This window comes from Phyllobacterium sp. SL163 (assembly GCF_049896885.1).
GTDB lineage: Bacteria > Pseudomonadota > Alphaproteobacteria > Rhizobiales > Rhizobiaceae > Phyllobacterium > Phyllobacterium calauticae.
In genome coordinates, this window is the sequence record NZ_JAFCVE010000003.1 from 348257 (window position 1) to 368253 (window position 19997).

The 19997-nt window shown below is 59.0% G+C and carries 17 protein-coding genes; 8 read left to right on the forward strand and 9 right to left on the reverse strand.

What is annotated here, in order from left to right:
• Window positions 1–99 precede the first annotated feature (99 nt).
• Window positions 100–255, forward strand: coding sequence for a hypothetical protein (locus tag ACP7B1_RS08535; RefSeq protein ID WP_346305528.1), 156 nt, complete (start codon window positions 100–102; stop codon window positions 253–255).
• Here ACP7B1_RS08535 and gyrA read toward each other — a convergent pair.
• Complete coding sequence (gene gyrA, locus ACP7B1_RS08540) at window positions 252–3059, reverse strand: DNA gyrase subunit A (protein ID WP_426136874.1); 2808 nt, start codon at window positions 3057–3059, stop codon at window positions 252–254. The two genes, ACP7B1_RS08535 and gyrA, sit on opposite strands and share 4 nt — an antisense overlap.
• Window positions 3060–3288: 229 nt before the next feature.
• On the opposite strand from gyrA, the gene ACP7B1_RS08545 reads away from it, so the two are divergent.
• The gene (locus ACP7B1_RS08545; protein ID WP_223613286.1) at window positions 3289–3918 is read left to right on the forward strand and encodes a MarC family protein; all 630 of its coding nucleotides are present in this window, start codon (window positions 3289–3291) and stop codon (window positions 3916–3918) included.
• Window position 3919: 1 nt separating this feature from the next.
• Here ACP7B1_RS08545 and ACP7B1_RS08550 read toward each other — a convergent pair whose 3' ends face one another.
• Both ACP7B1_RS08550 and ACP7B1_RS08555 read right to left on the reverse strand, forming a co-directional pair.
• Window positions 3920–5215, reverse strand: a complete 1296-nt coding sequence (locus tag ACP7B1_RS08550) for an NAD(P)/FAD-dependent oxidoreductase (RefSeq protein WP_346305526.1) — start codon at window positions 5213–5215, stop codon at window positions 3920–3922.
• A gap of 52 nt (window positions 5216–5267) precedes the next feature.
• Window positions 5268–6161: an AraC family transcriptional regulator gene (locus tag ACP7B1_RS08555; RefSeq protein ID WP_426136875.1), complete on the reverse strand. Its 894-nt coding sequence runs from the start codon at window positions 6159–6161 to the stop codon at window positions 5268–5270.
• Between the two features lie 19 nt (window positions 6162–6180).
• Here ACP7B1_RS08555 and ACP7B1_RS08560 point away from each other — a divergent pair, with 19 nt between their 5' ends.
• A complete protein-coding gene (locus tag ACP7B1_RS08560) occupies window positions 6181–6588 on the forward strand; it encodes a DUF2000 family protein (protein ID WP_403174693.1) in 408 nt (135 codons plus the stop codon).
• 8 nt (window positions 6589–6596) lie between these two features.
• On the opposite strand, the gene ACP7B1_RS08565 is transcribed toward ACP7B1_RS08560, so the two are convergent.
• Window positions 6597–7034: a YqaA family protein gene (locus ACP7B1_RS08565; protein WP_403174697.1), complete on the reverse strand. Its 438-nt coding sequence runs from the start codon at window positions 7032–7034 to the stop codon at window positions 6597–6599.
• A 31-nt stretch (window positions 7035–7065) separates the two neighbouring features.
• Window positions 7066–7593 carry a single-stranded DNA-binding protein gene (locus ACP7B1_RS08570; protein WP_223613281.1) on the reverse strand — a complete coding sequence of 176 codons (528 nt, stop codon included), beginning with the start codon at window positions 7591–7593 and terminating at the stop codon, window positions 7066–7068.
• A 435-nt stretch (window positions 7594–8028) separates the two neighbouring features.
• On the opposite strand from ACP7B1_RS08570, the gene uvrA reads away from it, so the two are divergent.
• The 4 genes from uvrA (at window position 8029) to glnA (ending at window position 13909) form a co-directional block, all read left to right on the forward strand.
• Window positions 8029–10950: an excinuclease ABC subunit UvrA gene (gene uvrA / locus ACP7B1_RS08575; protein WP_403174707.1), complete on the forward strand. Its 2922-nt coding sequence runs from the start codon at window positions 8029–8031 to the stop codon at window positions 10948–10950.
• A gap of 78 nt (window positions 10951–11028) precedes the next feature.
• Complete coding sequence (locus tag ACP7B1_RS08580; RefSeq protein ID WP_346306197.1) at window positions 11029–11829, forward strand: DUF72 domain-containing protein; 801 nt, start codon at window positions 11029–11031, stop codon at window positions 11827–11829.
• A 258-nt stretch (window positions 11830–12087) separates the two neighbouring features.
• A complete protein-coding gene (locus ACP7B1_RS08585) occupies window positions 12088–12426 on the forward strand; it encodes a P-II family nitrogen regulator (protein ID WP_008123000.1) in 339 nt (112 codons plus the stop codon).
• 73 nt (window positions 12427–12499) lie between these two features.
• Window positions 12500–13909, forward strand: a complete 1410-nt coding sequence (gene glnA / locus ACP7B1_RS08590) for a type I glutamate--ammonia ligase (RefSeq protein ID WP_223613278.1) — start codon at window positions 12500–12502, stop codon at window positions 13907–13909.
• Window positions 13910–14364: 455 nt separating this feature from the next.
• Here glnA and ACP7B1_RS08595 read toward each other — a convergent pair whose 3' ends face one another.
• The 3 genes from ACP7B1_RS08595 to crcB are packed head-to-tail and all read right to left on the reverse strand — an operon-like array spanning window position 14365 to window position 16598.
• Window positions 14365–15159: an ATP12 family chaperone protein gene (locus ACP7B1_RS08595; protein ID WP_346306198.1), complete on the reverse strand. Its 795-nt coding sequence runs from the start codon at window positions 15157–15159 to the stop codon at window positions 14365–14367.
• A gap of 35 nt (window positions 15160–15194) precedes the next feature.
• Window positions 15195–16184 carry an RluA family pseudouridine synthase gene (locus ACP7B1_RS08600; protein ID WP_403174733.1) on the reverse strand — a complete coding sequence of 330 codons (990 nt, stop codon included), beginning with the start codon at window positions 16182–16184 and terminating at the stop codon, window positions 15195–15197.
• Window positions 16185–16220: 36 nt separating this feature from the next.
• Entirely contained in the window at window positions 16221–16598 is a 378-nt protein-coding gene (gene crcB / locus ACP7B1_RS08605; RefSeq protein ID WP_346306200.1) for a fluoride efflux transporter CrcB, read from the reverse strand.
• A 205-nt stretch (window positions 16599–16803) separates the two neighbouring features.
• Here crcB and ACP7B1_RS08610 point away from each other — a divergent pair, with 205 nt between their 5' ends.
• On the forward strand, window positions 16804–18582 hold the full coding sequence (locus ACP7B1_RS08610) for a glucan ABC transporter ATP-binding protein/ permease (protein WP_223613274.1): 1779 nt from the start codon (window positions 16804–16806) through the stop codon (window positions 18580–18582).
• Window positions 18583–18673: 91 nt separating this feature from the next.
• Here ACP7B1_RS08610 and ACP7B1_RS08615 read toward each other — a convergent pair whose 3' ends face one another.
• Window positions 18674–19984 (reverse strand): replication-associated recombination protein A, encoded by a 1311-nt coding sequence (locus tag ACP7B1_RS08615; protein ID WP_426136876.1) that lies wholly within the window; start codon window positions 19982–19984, stop codon window positions 18674–18676.
• Window positions 19985–19997: the final 13 nt, after the last annotated feature.

Here is a 19997-nt window from a genome sequence, read left to right on the forward strand (position 1 = left end):
TTCAGTTCCCGCCAACTATAAAGAACGCAGAAAATGAAACCTTTCGGCCCCTATTGCGTTGTTAGTCACAGGAAAGCTGAAGATTGAAGGGATAAATGAATGTTTGTACTTCTGAGCGTAGGCATGATGATCGCGATGATGGTTTCCGCCGTCGTCATGATGCTGGAAGAAAACAAAAAGCGGGAAGCCAAAGTTAAGACATCCCGCTTCGGTGTTTATCCCATGAACGGTCAGAACGACCGACTGCGGTTCTAACTCTCGTCAGAACCGCTTTCCCCTGCTGTCTCGGCTTCGCCTTCGGCAGGAATGACTGCCTCGAGCTCTTCGTCATCACTGTCGGTTTCCGAAATCCGCTCGACCGACACAACCCTCTCGCCATCGGCTGTATTGAAGATCGTAACGCCCTTTGTGGAGCGTCCGGCGATGCGAATGCCATTGACCGGCACGCGGATGAGCTGTCCGCCATCCGAAACCAGCAGGATCTGATCCGAGGCCTCGACCGGGAACAGGGACACAAGCTTGCCGATTTCGTCCGTCTTGGATGTATCGGTGGCGCGAATACCCTTGCCGCCGCGTCCCGAGACACGGAATTCGTAGGATGACGAGCGTTTGCCGTAACCATATTCGCTGACGGTCAGGACCGTCTGCTCGCGGTCGCGCAGTTCCGCATAACGCTCGGCATTGAGATCAGCCACATCCGTGGCTTCTTCGCCCACCAGTGCCACTTCTTCAACGTCATCTGCACCCTGTGCACGCCGGTCAGCCGCTGCCTGCTTCAGATAAGCGGAGCGTTCAGCCGGGCTTGCATCCACATGGGCAAGAATTGCCATCGAGATGAGCGTATCGCCCTTGGCCAGCGTGATACCGCGAACACCGATGGAGTTACGGCCGGCAAAAACGCGTACGTCAGTGACGGGGAAACGGATGCACTGGCCACCGGCAGCGGTCAGAAGCACATCGTCGAACTCATCACAGGTATCCACGCCGAGGATTTCATCGCCCTCTTCTTCCAGCTTCATCGCAATCTTGCCGTTGCGATTGACCTGAACGAAGTCAGAGAGCTTGTTACGGCGCACGGTGCCGCGCGTCGTGGCAAACATGACGTCGAGATTGGTCCAGCTTGCCTCGTCTTCGGGCAGAGGCATGATTGTTGTGATGCGCTCGCCCTGTTCCAGCGGCAGCATGTTGATCAGCGCCTTGCCGCGGGACTGCGGCGTGCCGATCGGCAGGCGCCAGACCTTTTCCTTATAAACAATGCCGCGGGATGAGAAGAACAGCATCGGCGTGTGGGTGTTGGCCACGAACAGCCGTGTGACGAAATCCTCGTCCTTCATGGTCACGCCGGACCGGCCCTTGCCGCCGCGGCGCTGTGCGCGATAGGTCGTCAATGGCACGCGCTTGATGTAACCCGCATGGCTGACGGTCACGACCATGTCTTCCCGGGCGATCAGGTCCTCGTCGTCCATATCAGCGCCGCCATCGGTCAGTTCCGTGCGGCGGGGCGTGCCGAACTCGTCGCGGATGGCGGCAAGTTCGTCCTTGACGATGGTCATGATGCGCAGGCGCGATGCGAGGATTTCCAGATAATCCTTGATTTCAACGCCGATCCTGTTGAGTTCATCGGCGATTTCATCGCGTCCGAGGGCGGTCAGGCGCTGCAGGCGCAGATCGAGAATGGCGCGTGCCTGCTCTTCCGACAGATTGTAGGTGTTGTCGTCATTGAGCGTGTGGCGCGGATCGGCAATCAGCGTGATCAGTGGTGCCACGTCGTTGGCCGGCCAGCGGCGTTCCATCAACTGATCGCGCGCCGTTGCCGGATCGGGCGCCTGGCGGATCAGCGCGATGATCTCGTCGATATTGGCAACGGCAATCGCCAGACCAACCAACACATGCGCGCGGTCACGCGCCTTGCGCAGCAGGAATTTCGTGCGGCGGCTGACGACTTCCTCGCGGAAGGCGACAAAGGCGCGCAGAATGTCCATCAGGTTCAACAGGCCCGGCTTGCCGCCATTGAGCGCCACCATATTGGCGCCGAACGAGGATTGCAGCGGGGTAAAGCGATAGAGCTGGTTGACGATGACATCGGCGACGGCATCGCGCTTCAGCTCGACGACCACGCGGTAACCGTCGCGGTCGGACTCGTCGCGGATGTCCGAAATGCCCTCGATGCGCTTTTCACGCACGAGATCGGCCATCTTTTCGATCATCGTCGCCTTGTTCACCTGATAGGGCACTTCGGTGATGATGATGGCTTCGCGGTCGCCGCGCATCGCTTCGATGGCGACCTTGCCGCGCATCAGGATCGAGCCGCGGCCGGTGCTGTAGGCGGAATGAATGCCGGAACGGCCGAGAATAATGCCGCCCGTCGGGAAATCCGGACCCGGAATGATTTCCATCAGTTCCGCCAGATCGATGGCCGGATTGTCGATCAGGGCAATGCAGCCATTGATGACCTCGGCCAGATTGTGCGGCGGAACATTGGTCGCCATACCCACGGCGATGCCGCCGGAGCCATTGACCAGCAGATTGGGAAAACGGGCAGGAAGAACCACCGGCTCCTGCTCACGGCCGTCATAATTGTCCTGGAAATCGACCGTTTCCTTGTCGATATCTTCAAGAAGGGATTCCGTCACTTTTTCGAGACGGCACTCGGTGTAACGCATCGCCGCCGGGGAGTCGCCGTCGATGGAGCCGAAATTGCCCTGCCCGTCGACCAGCGGATCGCGCAGCGACCAGTCCTGCGCCATGCGCACCAAAGCGTCGTAGATCGAGGCGTCGCCGTGGGGATGGTATTTACCCATGACCTCACCGACCACACCGGCGGACTTACGGTAGGATCTGTTCCAGGACAGGCCCATTTCGTTCATCGCATGCAGGATGCGTCGGTGCACAGGCTTCAGACCATCACGCACGTCGGGCAGTGCGCGGCTGACAATCACGCTCATGGCATAGGAGAGATAGGAGCTTTGCATCTCCTCGATAATGGAAATTGGCTCAATGCCGAAATTTCCGCCTGGTTTATCGTCTTCTGGGCCGGATGGTGGGGTTAGTTCAGACACGAGGCACTCATCTTTCGTATAGAATCAATCTTCATCTTATAGCGGCTTTTCAAGGCAAAAGCCAACCGGAGGCACCGCAATACACAGCAGAAAACCCTTTGTTTTCAATAGGATACAACAGTTCATTTCAATCGGTGAAAAACTTGGTTGCAAAATCCCAACTTTATCGACGCTTAACCCCGAATCCGCTATTCTCGCTCAGCTTCAATCAGAGAAGAAAAGCAAAATCGTGGCGCTTTATGACACCCTGCTCAATGCGCTCGTTACCCTCATGGTGACGATCGATCCACCGGGACTGGCGCCGCTGTTTCTGGCGCTGACCAGGGGCATGAATCGCAAAGAGCGCGGCCAGGTTGCCCTACGCGCCAGCATCACCGCCTTTGTCGTGCTGACGATCTTCGCCGTAGCGGGCGCACAGATCCTGGCGCTGTTCGGCATCACCATCGGCGCCTTCCGCATTGCCGGCGGCCTGCTGTTGTTCTGGATCGCCTTCGAGATGATTTTCGAAAAACGCCAGGAGCGGCACGAGAAGAGCGCCACCGTTGCCATCACCAAGGATCATATCCGTAACATCGCCGCCTTTCCGCTCGCCATTCCGCTGATCGCCGGTCCCGGCGCCATCTCCGCGACCATCCTGCTGGCCGGCACCTTGTCCGAGCCGACATCGCGGCTGGCGCTGATCGGCATCATCCTGATCTGCATCGCCGCATCCTATGTCGTATTTTTCCTCGCTGAGCGCGTCGACCGCTTTCTGGGTGAAACAGGCCGCTCGATCCTGACACGCCTTCTGGGGGTCATCCTGGCGGCATTGGCGGTGCAATTCGTGGCGGACGGCATCAAGACCTTCATCACGACATGAATCATTTCAGGTGATCTTCCTCCGCCGCGTCCTTCTGCGTGATCAGGCGGGCGCTGCGCGTGCCGCTGACGGAAATCCATAGCCAGCTCATCGCCACGGCAAGACGGTTGCGCACGCCGATGAGGAAGTAGATATGGGCAAGTCCCCATAGCCACCAGGCGACATAGCCCTTGAGCTTGATCCAGCCGAAATCCGTCACCGCCGCGCGCTTGCCGATCGTTGCAAGATCGCCCGCATGGCGATAGCGGAAAGGCTTTGGCGCGGCATCGCCGGCCAATCGCGCCCTGATGGTTTTTGCCACATGGATTCCTTGTTGCTTGGCAGCTGGCGCAATGCCGGGAACCATGCCCTTGCCGCCATTCTTGACCGTTGCCGTATCGCCGATGACAAAGATATCCGGATGCCCCGGAGCGGTCAGATCATCGTTGACGGCAACACGCCCTGCCCGGTCCGCCGCCACGTCGAGCCATTTTGCCGCCGGAGAGGCCTGGACACCCGCGGCCCAGATGATCGTCGCCGCGCCGACAAATTGTCCGGCATATTCCACGCCATCCGCCGTGCAGCTTGTCACCGGATTGCCCAGATGCACCTGCACGCCGAGCTTTTCGAGCGCCCGCTGCGCATAGGCGGAAAGGTCAGGCGCGAAGGCGCCAAGCACGCGCTCCCCGCCTTCGATCAGGATCACCCGCGCCGTGGCGGGGTCAATCACCCGGAATTCACCTTGCAACGTATCCCTCGCCAGATCGGCAATGGTTCCGGCGATTTCCACACCCGTCGGCCCGGCGCCGATGATGACGAAGGTCAGCAATGCCGTCCGGCGCGCCGGATCGGGCTCGCGTTCGGCCTTTTCAAAGGCGGTCAGAATACGCCTGCGGATCGTCGTGGCATCTTCAAGCGTCTTCAAACCCGGCGCAAACGGCTCCCAGTCGTCATGACCGAAATAGGCATGGCGGGCTCCTGTCGCCAGCACCAGCGTGTCATAGGGAATGACCTCGCCATCGGCGGTCGAAATGGTTCGCGCAGCTGTATCCACGCTTTCAACAGTTCCAAGCAATGTCTTGATATTGCTGTATTTGCGCAGGAGATGCCGGATAGGCCAGGCAATTTCCGAGGTCGCCAGCGTCGACGTGGCGACCTGATAGAGCAGCGGCTGGAAAAGATGGTGATTGCGCTGGTCGACCACAGTGACGGCGACATCCGCATTGCGCAGGGAATTGGCGGCTTCCAGCCCGCCGAATCCGGCACCGACGATAACCACCCGGTGCAAAGCGTTCGATGATGTCATGGTGTCTGTCATGGCAGGCTCCTTGAGCACATGTGCTGATCACCTACCATGATTGACGCAAAGGTCAAAGCTGCCGGCTCGCTGTGGTCAGCGCGGCCCACCGTCCGGGCGTGATGCCATAGGCTTTCTTGAACTGCCGGTTGAGATGGCTCTGGTCGGTAAATCCGGTTTCCACCGCGATTTCCGCCAGCGGCACGCCCAGTTTCATCAGATCCTTCGCGCGCTGCAGGCGGCGCATCAGCAGGAAGCGGTGCGGGCTCGTGGCATAGAGGGCGCGGAAGTGCCGTGACAGCGCATAACGGTCAAGGCCGCTGACGGCCTCCAGCTCGCGCGAGCGCACCAGCCGCAGGGCATTGTCCGCAAGATAGTCGCGGGCCATGCCCGCCTGCCGCACCGCGGGCCTGCCCATCGGTTTCAACGGCTGCTTTGCATGGCGCGCCAATCCCAGCGTCAGCCGCGATACGATGTCATCCACCAGCAGTTCATCCATTTCCGCATCGGGATTGCCGAACGCGGCGGATATGGCCGAGACCAGCGGCGCATCGGAAAAGACCGGCTCCCGCACGAAAGGCAGCGTGCCATGATCGGTGCCAAGGGCCTCGATGGCCAGCGCCGGCTCGAGATAGATCATCCGGTAACGCAAGCCGTCATCGGTGCCTGCCCCGCCATCATGCACCTCATCGGGATGCAGAACCATGATGTTGCCGGGAAGGCTTTGCCGCTTTTCCCCGCGATAGCGGAATGTCTGGACGCCGTGCAGCGTCACGCCGATGGCATAGGTATCGTGCCGGTGCGGTTCGAAGGCATCGCCGGTGAAACGCGCTTCCATGCGCTCGACACCCGGATTGGATGGCGCCGACAGGATGGCATCGTGCGCCGGACGCTCGCACAAACGTCCAAGACCGCGCAGCACTTCCTCTTTTAGATTTTCACCCGGCATCCGGCAGACTCGATCCATGAATGGAGACCTAGATTTGGTGTTTGATACGAAAATTACAATTGTCGTGCGTGACGATCTTGCGACATGGCAGAAACTCAACGTCTCGTCATTCCTGGCAAGCGGCGTTGTCGCCCAGTCCCCCGGATTGATCGGCGACCCCTATATGGATCGGGCCGGCCATCATTATCATCCCTTGCCCATCCAGCCGATGATCGTGCTCACGGCGGATCAGGCAACCCTGTCGGCCATCCACCGCCGCTCGCTCGAACGCGAGGTCAAATCCTGCCTGTATATCGAGGAGATGTTTTCAACCGGATATGATCAGGCCAATCGCGCCGTGTTTGCCCGGTTTGCACCGGATGATGCGAGGGTTGTCGGCATTGCGCTGCACGCGGAGAAGAAGATCGTCGACAAGATCACCAAGGGCGCCAGGATGCACCCGTAACACCGGCGCTACCAGCCGGATACGAGCGCGAATACAACGAGATACCGCACAGTCTTGGCAATAGAGACCAAGAGCACAAAACTCCAGAGCGGCTCGCGCAACACCCCGGCAATCAGCGTCAGCGGATCGCCGATCACGGGTGCCCAGCTCAACAGCAGGGTCCACTTGCCATAGCGCTGGTACCAGCCTGTGGCACGGTCGAGCTGCGCCTCGCTGGCCGGGAACCATTTGCTGTGGCGGAACTGATCGATCCCGCGCCCAAGCAGCCAATTGACCACCGAGCCAAGGACGTTGCCCACGCTGGCAACAGCGATCAATGCGATTGCCGGATAGGAATGCGAGAGCAGCAGTCCGGCAAGCAGCGCCTCCGACTGCATCGGCAAAATGGTTGCGGCCGCAAAAGCGGCCGCGAACAATCCGGCATACACGCCCAAATCAACAAGCATGATCAAACCGGCAATGGCTTACAGAACAGGCTCAGAACGGGATCTCGTCGTCGAGATCGCGCGAGAAGTTGCCACCTGCATTGCCGCCACCGCTGGACGGCGAAGCGCTGGAACGGCCGAAATCCGAACCATAATCGCCATTGTCGGAGACCTGGCCCCGGCTCGAATTGTCGAACGAGCGGCCGCCGCCAGAACCGGCACCCTCGCCGCGTGAATCGAGCATCTGCAATTCACCGCGGAACTTCTGCAGGACGATTTCCGTCGAATAACGGTCATTGCCCGTCTGGTCCTGCCACTTGCGGGTCTGCAGCGCGCCTTCCAGATAAACCTTCATGCCCTTCTTGAGATACTGTTCAGCCACCTTGGCCAGATTGTCGTTGAAAATGACGACGCTGTGCCATTCGGTCTTTTCCTTGCGCTCGCCGCTGTTCTTGTCGCGCCAGCTTTCCGAGGTGGCAATGCGCAGATTGACCACCGGATCGCCTGAACCAAGACGCCGGACTTCCGGATCAGCGCCAAGATTACCGACCAAAATTACCTTGTTGACACTGCCAGCCATAAAAATACTCCACAAAATTAGCTTTTCGATTTGGCGCCATCATACAGAAGCCGCTCATTGCGCGGGCAACTGTCTGGCTCTATCCACAAAATACTGCTCGCTTCGACCACCAATGCCGCCAGCCTCCTGACAATTCAGTGGCAACTGACACTCTCCTGACAAATCTGTCAGTAGGCTTGCACGCGCACTTATCCGTTCAATGCCCTTATCCCGTGCCTGTCTGGCTTGTCAGGCACGGAACTCCCAGATTTTACGCCGGTTTTACCTCGCCCGCAATATTTGTTCTTTTTTTGTTCTATCACTTGCTCTATGGATGTCAACATGGCTATGGTGATTCCAACCCAGGTGCGGCCTCGCAATCTGCTGGAGACTTTCTAAATAAGGGAAAGACTCCGGCCAGCGAGCCAGTTCCTCCCCCATAACGGCGTGACAGTCATGAGCGATCAGAAATTTATATCCATTCGTGGTGCCCGCGAACACAATTTGAAGAACATCGACCTCGATCTGCCGCGCGACAAGCTGATTGTCATGACCGGCCTGTCGGGATCGGGCAAATCTTCGCTTGCCTTCGATACCATCTATGCGGAAGGCCAGCGGCGTTATGTCGAGAGCCTGTCGGCCTATGCCCGGCAGTTTCTGGAGATGATGCAGAAGCCCGATGTCGACCAGATCGATGGCCTGTCTCCGGCCATTTCCATCGAGCAGAAGACGACAAGCCGCAACCCGCGCTCCACCGTCGGCACCGTCACGGAAATCTACGACTATCTGCGCCTGCTCTATGCGCGCGTCGGCATCCCCTATTCGCCGGCAACCGGCCTGCCGATTGAAAGTCAGACCGTCAGCCAGATGGTGGACCGTGTTCTGGCGCAGGATGAAGGCACCCGCCTGTTCATTCTCGCTCCCATCGTGCGCGGCCGCAAAGGCGAATACCGCAAGGAACTGGCCGATCTGCAGAAGCGCGGCTTCCAGCGCGTGAAAGTCGACGGGATATTCTACGAGATCGCCGACGTTCCGGCCCTCGACAAGAAATACAAGCACGACATCGATGTGGTCGTCGACCGCGTTGTCGTCCGCCCGGACATCTCCGCACGTCTGGCGGACAGCCTTGAAACCGCGCTCAAGCTTGCCGACGGCATTGCCCTGGCGGAATTCGCCGACAAGCCGTTGCCCGCCGACGAGACATCCGGGGAATCCGCCAACAAATCCAAGAACGAAACGCACGAGCGTTTGATGTTCTCGGAAAAGTTTGCCTGCCCGGTTTCCGGCTTCACCATTGCCGAAATCGAACCGCGCCTGTTCTCGTTCAACAATCCGTTCGGCGCCTGTCCGACCTGCGATGGTCTCGGCACCCAGAAGGCCATCGATCCCAACCTGATCGTGCCGGATGAAAGCCTGACGCTGAAGAATGGCGCCATTGCCCCTTGGTCGAAGTCGAGCTCGCCCTATTACAACCAGACATTGGACGCCCTGGGCAGCAGCTACGGCTTCAAGCTGGGCGACCGCTGGCGCGACATCAACGAAGACGCGCAAAAGGCCATTCTTTACGGCACCGGCAGCCGCGAGGTACATTTTTCCTACGATGACGGGCTGCGCTCCTACAAGACAACGAAACCGTTCGAAGGCGTCATTCCCAATCTGGAGCGCCGCTGGAAGGAAACGGATTCGGCCTGGTCGCGCGAGGAAATCGAGCGCTTCATGTCCGGCACGCCCTGCCCGGCCTGCGGCGGCTATCGCCTGAAGCCGGAAGCGCTGGCGGTGAAGATCGGCGGCCTGCATATCGGCCAGATCACGGAAAAGTCGATCCGCCATGCGGATGCCTGGTTCAGTGACATCGACAAGAGTTTCAATGACAAGCAGACGGAAATCGCGGCACGCATCCTCAAGGAAATCCGCGAGCGCCTGCGCTTTTTGAACGATGTCGGCTTGGATTACCTCGCCCTGTCGCGCAATTCCGGCACGCTGTCGGGCGGCGAGAGCCAGCGCATCCGGCTGGCGTCGCAGATCGGCTCCGGGTTGACCGGCGTGCTCTACGTTCTGGATGAGCCGTCCATCGGCCTGCATCAGCGCGACAACGAGCAGCTTCTCAAGACCCTGCGGCACCTGCGCGATCTCGGCAACACCGTGATCGTGGTGGAACACGATGAGGACGCGATCCTCACTGCCGACTATGTCGTCGATATCGGACCGGCTGCCGGTATTCATGGCGGTGAAATCATCGCTTCCGGAACGCCAGCCGATATCATGGCAAGCCCGAAGTCGCTGACCGGCAAATATCTGTCCGGCGCGATCGAGGTGGCCGTGCCGTCCGAGCGGCGCAAGTTGAACAAGAAACGCATCAAGATTGTCGGCGCGCGCGGCAACAACCTGAAGAATGTGTCGGCGGAAATTCCGCTTGGCACCTTTACGGCCGTGACCGGTGTTTCCGGCGGCGGCAAATCCACCTTCCTGATCGAAACCCTGTTCAAGTCGGCCTCGCGCCGCATCATGGGGTCGCGCGAGCAACCGGCAGACCACGACCGGATCGACGGCCTGGAATTCCTCGACAAGGTCATCGATATCGACCAGTCGCCGATTGGCCGCACGCCGCGCTCCAACCCGGCCACCTATACCGGCGCCTTCACCCCGATCCGCGACTGGTTTGCCGGTCTGCCCGAGGCCAAGGCGCGCGGCTATCAGCCGGGCCGGTTCTCGTTCAACGTCAAGGGCGGCCGCTGCGAGGCCTGCCAGGGCGATGGCGTGATCAAGATCGAGATGCACTTCCTGCCCGACGTCTACGTCACCTGTGACGTGTGTCACGGCAAGCGCTACAACCGCGAAACGCTGGAAGTGCTGTTCAAGGGCAAATCCATCGCCGATGTGCTTGATATGACGGTCGAGGAAGGTGCGGAGTTCTTCGCGGCCGTTCCCGCCGTGCGCGACAAATTGCAGACGCTGGCAAAGGTCGGCCTTGGCTACATCCATGTCGGCCAGCAGGCCAATACGCTGTCCGGCGGCGAAGCCCAGCGCATCAAGCTCGCCAAGGAATTGTCGCGCAAGGCAACCGGACGCACGCTCTATATCCTTGACGAGCCGACAACCGGCTTGCATTTCCATGATGTGGCCAAGCTTCTTGAAGTGCTGCATGAGCTCGTTGACCAGGGCAATACCGTGGTGGTGATCGAGCACAATCTCGAAGTCATCAAGACGGCGGATTGGGTCATCGATCTTGGCCCCGAAGGCGGCGATGGCGGCGGCGAGATCGTTGCCGTCGGGCGTCCCGAGGATATCGTGGCCGAGCCGCGTTCCTATACCGGCAGGTTCCTGAAGGAACTGCTGCAACGGCGACCCGGCAATCGCGCCCAGGCGGCGGCGGAATGACAGACAAACCCGCCGGAAACGGCGGGTTTTGTTTATGGGCCGGCTTGAATGAATACGGATTGACGGGAGGACACCATCATGACCGCAGGCGGAACGATCAGAACAGGTATCGGCGGCTGGATTTTCGAACCCTGGCGCGGCACATTCTATCCCAAGGGCCTGTCGAAGGCCAAGGAGCTCGAATATGCCGGGCAGCACCTGAGCACGATCGAGATCAACAGCACCTATTACGGCACCCAGAAGCCGGAAACCTTTGCCAAATGGGCAAGCTCGGTGCCGAACGGTTTTATTTTTTCGGTCAAGGGCAACCGGTTCGTCACCAATCGCCGCGTTCTGGCGGAGGCCGGCGAGTCGATGGAACGTTTCATCAAGTCCGGCATCGCCGAACTTGCCGACCGGCTGGGGCCGCTGCTCTGGCAGTTTGCCCCAACCAAGAAGTTCGATGCCGAAGATTTTGGCGCCTTCCTTGATCTCCTGCCGGAGAAGGAAGGCGGTATTGCGCTGCGTCACGCGGTCGAGGTGCGCCATCCCTCGTTTATCGATCCCGATTTCATCGCGCTCCTGCGCCAGAAGAATGTCGCCGTGGTCTATGCCCATCATTTCGATTACCCCGAGATTGCCGATGTGACCGCCGATTTCGTTTATGCCCGCCTGCAGAAGGGCGACGATGCCGTCGAGACCGCCTATCCCGCCAAGCAGCTCGATCAGTGGGCAGAGCGGGTTAAACTTTGGGCAAAGGGCGATGCGCCGGATGACCTGCCCCTAGCCGCTCCCTTGGTCAAACCGGACAAGCAGCCGCGCGATGTTTTTGCCTATTTCATCCATGAGGGCAAAGTGCGCGCGCCGCAGGCAGCCCAAGCGCTGAAGGACCGTCTCTGACGAGAGTCAGGTCAAGTCGAAGGTCATGCAGCATAAAAAATAGGCAGATTGATTATAATTTAATCAGAGCTGACTTTTTCTGAATGTTTGTTGCCATGGCTAAATGGCAGGGAGTTCAGAAAACTCCCCGCTCTGTCATCGGTAAAATCCCATTCCTCGAATAAATTCGCTTTAGGGGTCGACTTGGCATGCTTCCTGCTTTTTGTTGTGCAAGCGGGCAAGAGGTCCGCTCGCCATACATAGGGAGTTTATTCTCTGATGAAGAAAATTGAAGCCATCATCAAACCATTCAAGCTGGATGAGGTGAAAGAGGCACTGCAGGAAGTGGGGCTTCAGGGCATTACCGTGACGGAAGCCAAGGGTTTTGGCCGCCAGAAAGGCCATACGGAACTGTATCGCGGCGCTGAATATGTCGTCGACTTCCTGCCAAAGGTGAAAGTCGAGATCGTTCTGGGCGACGAGTCTGTCGAAGCAGCCATCGAGGCGATCCGCAAGGCCGCACAGACCGGCCGTATCGGCGATGGAAAGATATTCGTTTCCAACATCGAGGAAGTCGTGCGCATCCGTACCGGTGAATCCGGTATCGACGCCATCTAGTCCTGCTATCCCATTGCCGGTGCTCCCGCACCGGCCCATCCGCTATCATCGTCGCTGAACAAGGAAAATTGACATGACGACCGCAAAAGACATTCTCAAACAGATCAAAGACAATGATGTAAAATTCCTTGACCTTCGCTTCACGGATCCGAAGGGCAAGCTGCAGCACGTGACGATGGACGTTGCCGAAGTCGATGAAGACATGTTTGCCGATGGCGTCATGTTCGATGGTTCCTCCATTGCCGGCTGGAAGGCCATCAACGAATCCGACATGGTTCTCATGCCTGACACCGACACGGTGCACATGGACCCGTTCTTCGCGCAGTCGACCATGGTCATCCTCTGCGACATTCTCGACCCGATCTCCGGCGAAGCCTACAACCGCGACCCGCGCGGCACCGCCAAGAAAGCCGAAGCCTATATGAAGGCGGAAGGCGTTGGCGACACCATCTTCGTTGGCCCGGAAGCTGAATTCTTCGTCTTCGACGACGTGAAGTACAAGGCCGACCCATACAACACAGGCTTCAAGCTCGACTCCACCGAACTGCCGTCCAACGATGATACCGACTACGAAACCGGCAACCTTGGCCACCGCCCGCGCGTCAAGGGCGGTTATTTCCCGGTTCCTCCGGTCGATTCCTGCCAGGACATGCGCTCGGAAATGCTCACGGTTCTGACCGAAATGGGCGTTCGCGTTGAAAAGCATCACCACGAAGTGGCGGCGGCACAGCACGAGCTGGGCATCAAGTTCGATGCCCTCACCCGCAACGCCGACAAGATGCTGATCTACAAGTACGTCGTGCATCAGGTTGCCAATGCCTATGGCAAGACAGCCACCTTCATGCCGAAGCCGATTTTCGGCGACAACGGCTCGGGCATGCACGTGCATATGTCGATCTGGAAGGATGGCAAGCCAACCTTCGCCGGCAATGAATATGCCGGTCTGTCGGAAAACTGCCTGTTCTTCATCGGCGGCATCATCAAGCATGCCAAGGCAATCAACGCCTTCACCAACCCGTCGACCAACTCCTACAAGCGTCTGGTCCCAGGTTACGAAGCTCCGGTTCTGCTGGCTTACTCCGCCCGCAACCGTTCGGCGTCCTGCCGTATTCCGTTCGGCTCCTCGCCGAAGTCGAAGCGCGTTGAAATCCGCTTCCCGGATCCGACAGCCAACCCCTATCTCGGCTTTGCCGCGATGCTGATGGCCGGTCTCGACGGCATCAAGAACAAGATCCATCCCGGCCAGCCGATGGACAAGGATCTCTATGATCTTCCTGCCAAGGAACTCAAGAAGATCCCGACCGTCTGCGGTTCGCTGCGTGAAGCGCTCCAGAGCCTCGACAAGGATCGCGGCTTCCTCAAGGCCGGCGGCGTGTTCGACGATGACCAGATCGACAGCTTCATCGAACTGAAGATGGCCGAAGTGATGCGCTACGAAATGACCCCGCATCCCGTCGAATACGACATGTACTACTCGGTCTGACCGGACCGGTCTGTCGATACAAGAAACCCCGGGCTTGCCCCGGGGTTTTTCATTAGACCAAGGTATGGTCTTTAAAATTCGCGGAAGAATGATATATTTGCCTTGGAGTGAGAGGCGAGCTTTCGCCCGCCTCCCTCTTCCTAGATGATGAATCGAACCCGGAGCAAGACTTGCCAGCCTGTCCGGGTTCTTTTCATTTCCAGGGTGATAACAAGCGGTTTGAACCGCATCGCTTCACCTCCAAGTTCAAAGGCAAGGCCATTGCCATGGTCGGAAGGCCCATCTTTCCGACGCGCTGCTGGCACAGCGCATCCTGCTTCGCCCTTGAAACTCTGTATTGAAATTATTGCGCTCGGTTTTGGTGAAGGCAATAAACGTACAGTTGAATCAATGCGATACAGCAATATCCTGACTAGATATATGGTAGCAAAGACGTGCTTCAGACCCAGTCCGCGCTATGACGCCGCGATCGCCTGAAGCACCTTCACGGCGGCAACCATCTCGCGCTCACGCAAAGCCCGCCGGGCTGACGCTTCCGCATCTTCGCCCCACTGCTCGATGGTCCAGTCTTCGTCGACATGCGCCAGCATCCAGGCTTCGTCGCCGGTAATACGGCCCTTTGCCACGGCAAGCGCCAGAATAGCCGATCCGGTCAGAGTCGTGATCGTGTGCAGGGCGGCAACGGTAAAGGCATCCCTGAACTGTCCGAGATGCACGCCGAGCGCGGCAAGCGTCTCGCGCGGCTGTTCCACATGCATGACGCCCTCGGCGAGGACGAAACGTGCGCCAAGATCGGAGGCAGCCCAATCGATAATGGGATCCCAGAGGTCCGTCTGGCGCTTGACCAGCCGTTCAGGCGAACCCGCGCGGTAGCACAGCATATCCGAAGAGGCGAAACGCAGCACGTCCTCAAGCACGACCTGGGGATCGCTGACGATCCCATCGATCGCCGTATTGGCAAGACGAGTGGCAGGCATGCGCGCCGGGACGATATCCTTGTCCTGCGCGGCGAATTCATCGGCAATCATCTGCGCCAAAGCGCGGTTTGGCAGCAACAGATCCTGCCGCGCCGGCGTCTTGACGCGCTTGCCATCCAGTTCAACGGCAAACTGACCATTCCGCTCAACAACCGCTACCGCATTGTAGAACCGTTTGGGAAACGGCAGATTCGACTGGACCTGCGCCCGGCGCACCGGATCCGTATCCGACGGACCTTGCGGCATGTCCATATTGAAAAGGTCATTGTTCATCGTCATCGTCCGTATGCGTTACCGGTCAGCCTGTTCTAATTCTCTTCGTCGCCGTCGCTTTCGTCGAGACCCAGAAGGTTCCACGTCTGCACCATATGCGGTGGCAGCGGTGCCGTGACATCGATGATCCCGCCCGACGGATTGGGAATGCGGATGCGGCGCGCGTGCAGGTGCAGGCGGTTCTGAATGCCGCCGGGGAAAGACCAGTTCGTGTCGGCCTCGAAATATTTGGGATCGCCGATGATCGGGCAGCCGATATGGGCGGCATGGACGCGCAACTGATGCGTACGGCCGGTATAGGGCTCCATTTCCAGCCAGGTCAGCACCTGCCCGGCGGATTCGATGACCCGGTAATAGGAAACCGCATGATCGGAGTCGGGCTCCCCGTGCTGGGCAACACGCATCCGGTCGCCATCGGGCGTTGTTTCCTTGACCAGCCAGGTGGTGATCTTGTCCTCGCGCTTGCGTGGAATACCCTTGACCAGTGCCCAGTAGGTTTTCTTGGTCTCGCGCTCGCGGAACGCCGCGGTCAAAGCCTGCGCGGCACCGCGCGTGCGCGCAACCACGAGAACGCCTGATGTATCGCGGTCAAGCCGGTGCACAAGCCGGGGTTTTTCGCCCTTCTTGTTGCGCCAGGCTTCGAGCATGTCGTCCACGTGGCGATTGACGCCGGAACCGCCCTGCACTGCCAGTCCAGCCGGCTTGTTGAACACGAAAACCTTGGGATCTTCGTAGAGCAGCATCTGGGAGAGGACGTCACCATCTTCCCGGCCGCGAATGCTCTTGCCGGTCAGGTGCTGGCCTTCGGCCTTGGCGTCCACCTGCAAGGGCGGAATGCGCACGGTCTGGCCAGCCTGCAGGCGCGTATCGGACTTGGCGCGTGAGCCATCCACCCGAATCTGCCCGGACCGCAGCAATTTCTGCAGGTGTCCGAAACCCAATCCCGGATAATGTACCTTGAACCATCGGTCGAGGCGCATTTCCGCTTCGCCGGTGTCAACTGTCTTCTGCTCTACCACTGCCATAAGTCATACCTTGTCTAATCAGGCATGCGCTTAGCACTAAGCGACCGCTCTTGCGAGCCATAATCCGAAAAACAACGCCCCAATGCTCAAGATGACGCTCGCAAGCACATAAATCAGCGTGAAAAGTGCTTCTCCGCGGTTCCACAGCAGCGCAACGTCGAGCGAGAACGAGGAAAAGGTGGTGAAGCCTCCCATAATGCCAACCGCAACAAACAGGCGCAGCTCGGTGGAACCGTTGAAACGCCGGGCCAAGAGCTCAATGAACAGGCCCATCAGCAATCCGCCGGCCACGTTCACGGTCAGCGTTCCCCAGGGAAAAGCCATGCCAAAAATCCGGGTCATCAGCACGCCGACGAGATATCGGGCAACCGAACCGATAGCTCCGCCTGATGCAACCAGTAATATTGCGTTCACTTTGCCTCACCTCCGGCAGTTTATTCTATGAAGTCAAATATTTGACTCATCACGGGACGTTAACAAACGTAGAAAAATGTTCCTTGAACAGACGCGGAACTGACACAACTTTAGAGCATTGAATATTGCAGCGCACAAGCACCTCATGCAGAGTCAAAAATTGAGGAATGTGCGCAGAAGCGGGCATAACGAGCGGAGTGGCAAAGTGTCATTGATACAGATCTATTGGAAATCTCTCCAATATCTTGGGGCGGAAAAGCGTGCAACCACGTTTATCTGCCTGGTCAACGTTGCGTTGGCCCTGACCATGCTGTTTGAGCCCGTACTTGTGGGCCGCGTCATTCAGGCCATCTCGACCAAGACAGCCATATGGCCGCCTCTGAGCCAGCTGGCCGGTGTTGGTTTGTTCCATATCGTTGCCAACGTTCTGGTTTCGCGCGAAGCGGACCGGCTTGCGCATCGCCGCAAACTGTCGGTGCTGACGGAATCGTACAACCGCGTGATCAGCATGCCGCTCGCCTGGCATCATCAGCGGGGCACATCCAATGCCATGCACACCCTTCTGCGCGCGATTGAAACACTGTTCAGCCTCTGGCTTGAATTCATGCGCACGCACCTTGCCACTACCGTTGCTCTGGTCGGACTTGTTCCGCTGGCTTTGGCCCAGGATTGGCGCCTCGCTTCGGTTCTGGCCGTGCTTGGCGTCATCTATGTCATCGTCAGCCGTGTTGTCACAGCCAAGACCAAGGACGGTCAGGCTCAGGTTGAGCGTCATCATATCAAGGCATTCAGCCATGTGACCGACTCCATGGGCAATATCTCCGTCCTGCAGAGCTATAACCGCATCGACGAAGAAACCCGTGCCTTGCAGTCCTATACAAAACAGTTGCTGGACTCGCAGTATCCAGTTCTCAACTGGTGGGCGCTCGCTGCCGGTATCAACCGTATGGCCTCCATCATTTCGATGGTCGTCATCCTGTTCCTCGGCTCCTATTTCGTCATGCACAACCAGATGAATGTCGGCCAGGTTGTTGCCTTCACCGGCTTCGCCGCCCTGCTCATCGGCCGTCTTGACCAGCTCAGCGCCTTTGTGAACCAGATCTTTGCTGCCCGCGCCAAGCTGGAAGACTTCTACGAAATGGAAGATTCCGCCGCCTATCAGGCCGAACCGAAGGCCGTACATGACCTCGACAACATCAGCGGCGAAGTCGAATTCCAGAACGTGTCGTTCGAATTTGCCAAGTCCACACAGGGCCTGAAGAATGTATCGTTCAAGGCGAAAGCCGGCCAGACGGTTGCCATCGTCGGTCCGACAGGCGCCGGCAAGACCACGCTGATCAACGTTCTGCAGCGCGTCTACGATCCCAAGGAAGGCCGTGTGCTTGTCGATGGCATCGATACCCGCACCATCAGCCGCCGCTCGTTGCGCAATGCAATCGCCACGGTGTTTCAGGATGCAGGCATGTTCAACCGCAGCATCGAGGAAAACATCCGCGTCGGCCGTCCGAAGGCTTCGGACGAGGATGTTGCGGCGGCGGCAGCAGCAGCCGATGCCAGCGACTTCATCCTGTCGAAGTCAGCCGGTTTCGACACGATGGTTGGTGAACGCGGTTCGCAGCTTTCCGGCGGTGAACGCCAGCGTGTTGCCATTGCCCGCGCCATCCTGAAAGACGCACCGATCCTCGTTCTCGACGAGGCAACCAGTGCGCTTGACGTCGAAACCGAGGCACGCGTCAAGGCGGCCGTCGACAAGCTGTGCCAGAACCGCACGACTTTCATCATCGCCCACCGCCTGTCGACGGTTCGCGACGCTGACATCGTGCTCTTCATGGATCACGGCGAGATTGTCGAGTCCGGCAGCTTTGACGAGCTGGCACACCAGAACGGCCGCTTCACGGCGCTGCTCAAGGCCGGTGGCCTGAAGCTGGACGACGACACGGCAAACGTCACGCCCTTCCCGCGCAAGCCGCCGGAAGCCGCGTAAGCCTGGAGATGATCAACCCGATAAAAGGGCCGCTTCATTTGAAGCGGCCTTTTTCTTGATTCCAGTCGGACGTGCCGACGTCAGGCGCGGCCTATTCGCCGCGCTCGACCCTCAGCCGGTTCCAGTATTCGATCCGTTTGCGGATTTCGCGTTCGAAGCCGCGCTCGGGCGGATTGTAAAAGGTCTGGCGGCCAAGCGCGTCGGGAAAATAGTTCTGCCCGGAAAATGCATCCGGCTGGTCGTGGTCGTAAGCATACCCCTTGCCGTAGCCCTCGCCCTTCATCAGCTTGGTCGGCGCATTCAGAATATGCTTGGGCGGCACAAGCGAGCCGTTTTCCTTGGCCGTGCGCATGGCCGCAGCAAACGCCGTATAGACCGCGTTCGATTTGGGAGCCGTCGCCAGATAGACGCAGGCCTGCGCCAGGGCGAGTTCACCCTCGGGTGAACCGAGATAGTCATAGGCATCCTTGGCCGCATTGCAGATGACCAGAGCCTGCGGATCGGCGAGCCCGATATCCTCACTCGCCATCCGCACCAGACGCCTGCCGATAAACAGCGGGTCTTCTCCCGCATCGAACATGCGGCAGAGATAATACAGCGCTGCATCCGGATCGGACCCGCGCACGGATTTGTGCAGGGCAGAGATCAGATTGTAATGCCCGTCCTGCCCCTTGTCATAGACGGGGGCGCGGCGCTGCACGATCTGCTGGACCCGCTCGACATTGAAGATTTCGCCGGTGCGGGCCGCGCGCCAGACTTCCTCGGCCAGTGTCAGGATCGCCCGGCCATCGCCGTCCGCCATGCGCACCAGGCTCGCCCGCGCCTCGTCGTCCAGAGGCAGCGGTTTGCCTTCATGTTCCTCGGCGCGCTGCATCAGCGCCATCAGGCTGGCTTCGTCGTGCGGATGAAACACAAGGACGCGCGCACGTGACAAGAGAGCGGCGTTGAGTTCGAAGGACGGGTTTTCGGTGGTGGCTCCCACGAGCACAATCGTCCCGTCTTCCATGACAGGCAGAAACGAATCCTGCTGGGCGCGGTTGAAGCGGTGAATCTCGTCGACGAACAACAGAGTCTGGCGGCCCGACATTTTGCGGGCGCGGGCCATGTCAAAAACCTTCTTCAGGTCGGCAACACCGGAAAAAATGGCCGATATCTGTTCGAAGGCAAGATTGGTCTCACCCGCAAGCAACCGCGCCACGGTGGTTTTACCCGTTCCGGGCGGTCCCCAGAAAATCATCGATCCCAGTGAGCCGGATTCGATCATGCGCGTCAGCGCGCCTTCCGGTCCGGTCAGGTGCTCCTGGCCGGTGACTTCGCCAAGCGAGCGCGGACGCAAACGGTCAGCAAGCGGCCTGCTCCGGTCCGAAGCCGGATCCTCCTTTGCTGCAAACAGATCCGTCATTGCCCCATCTGCC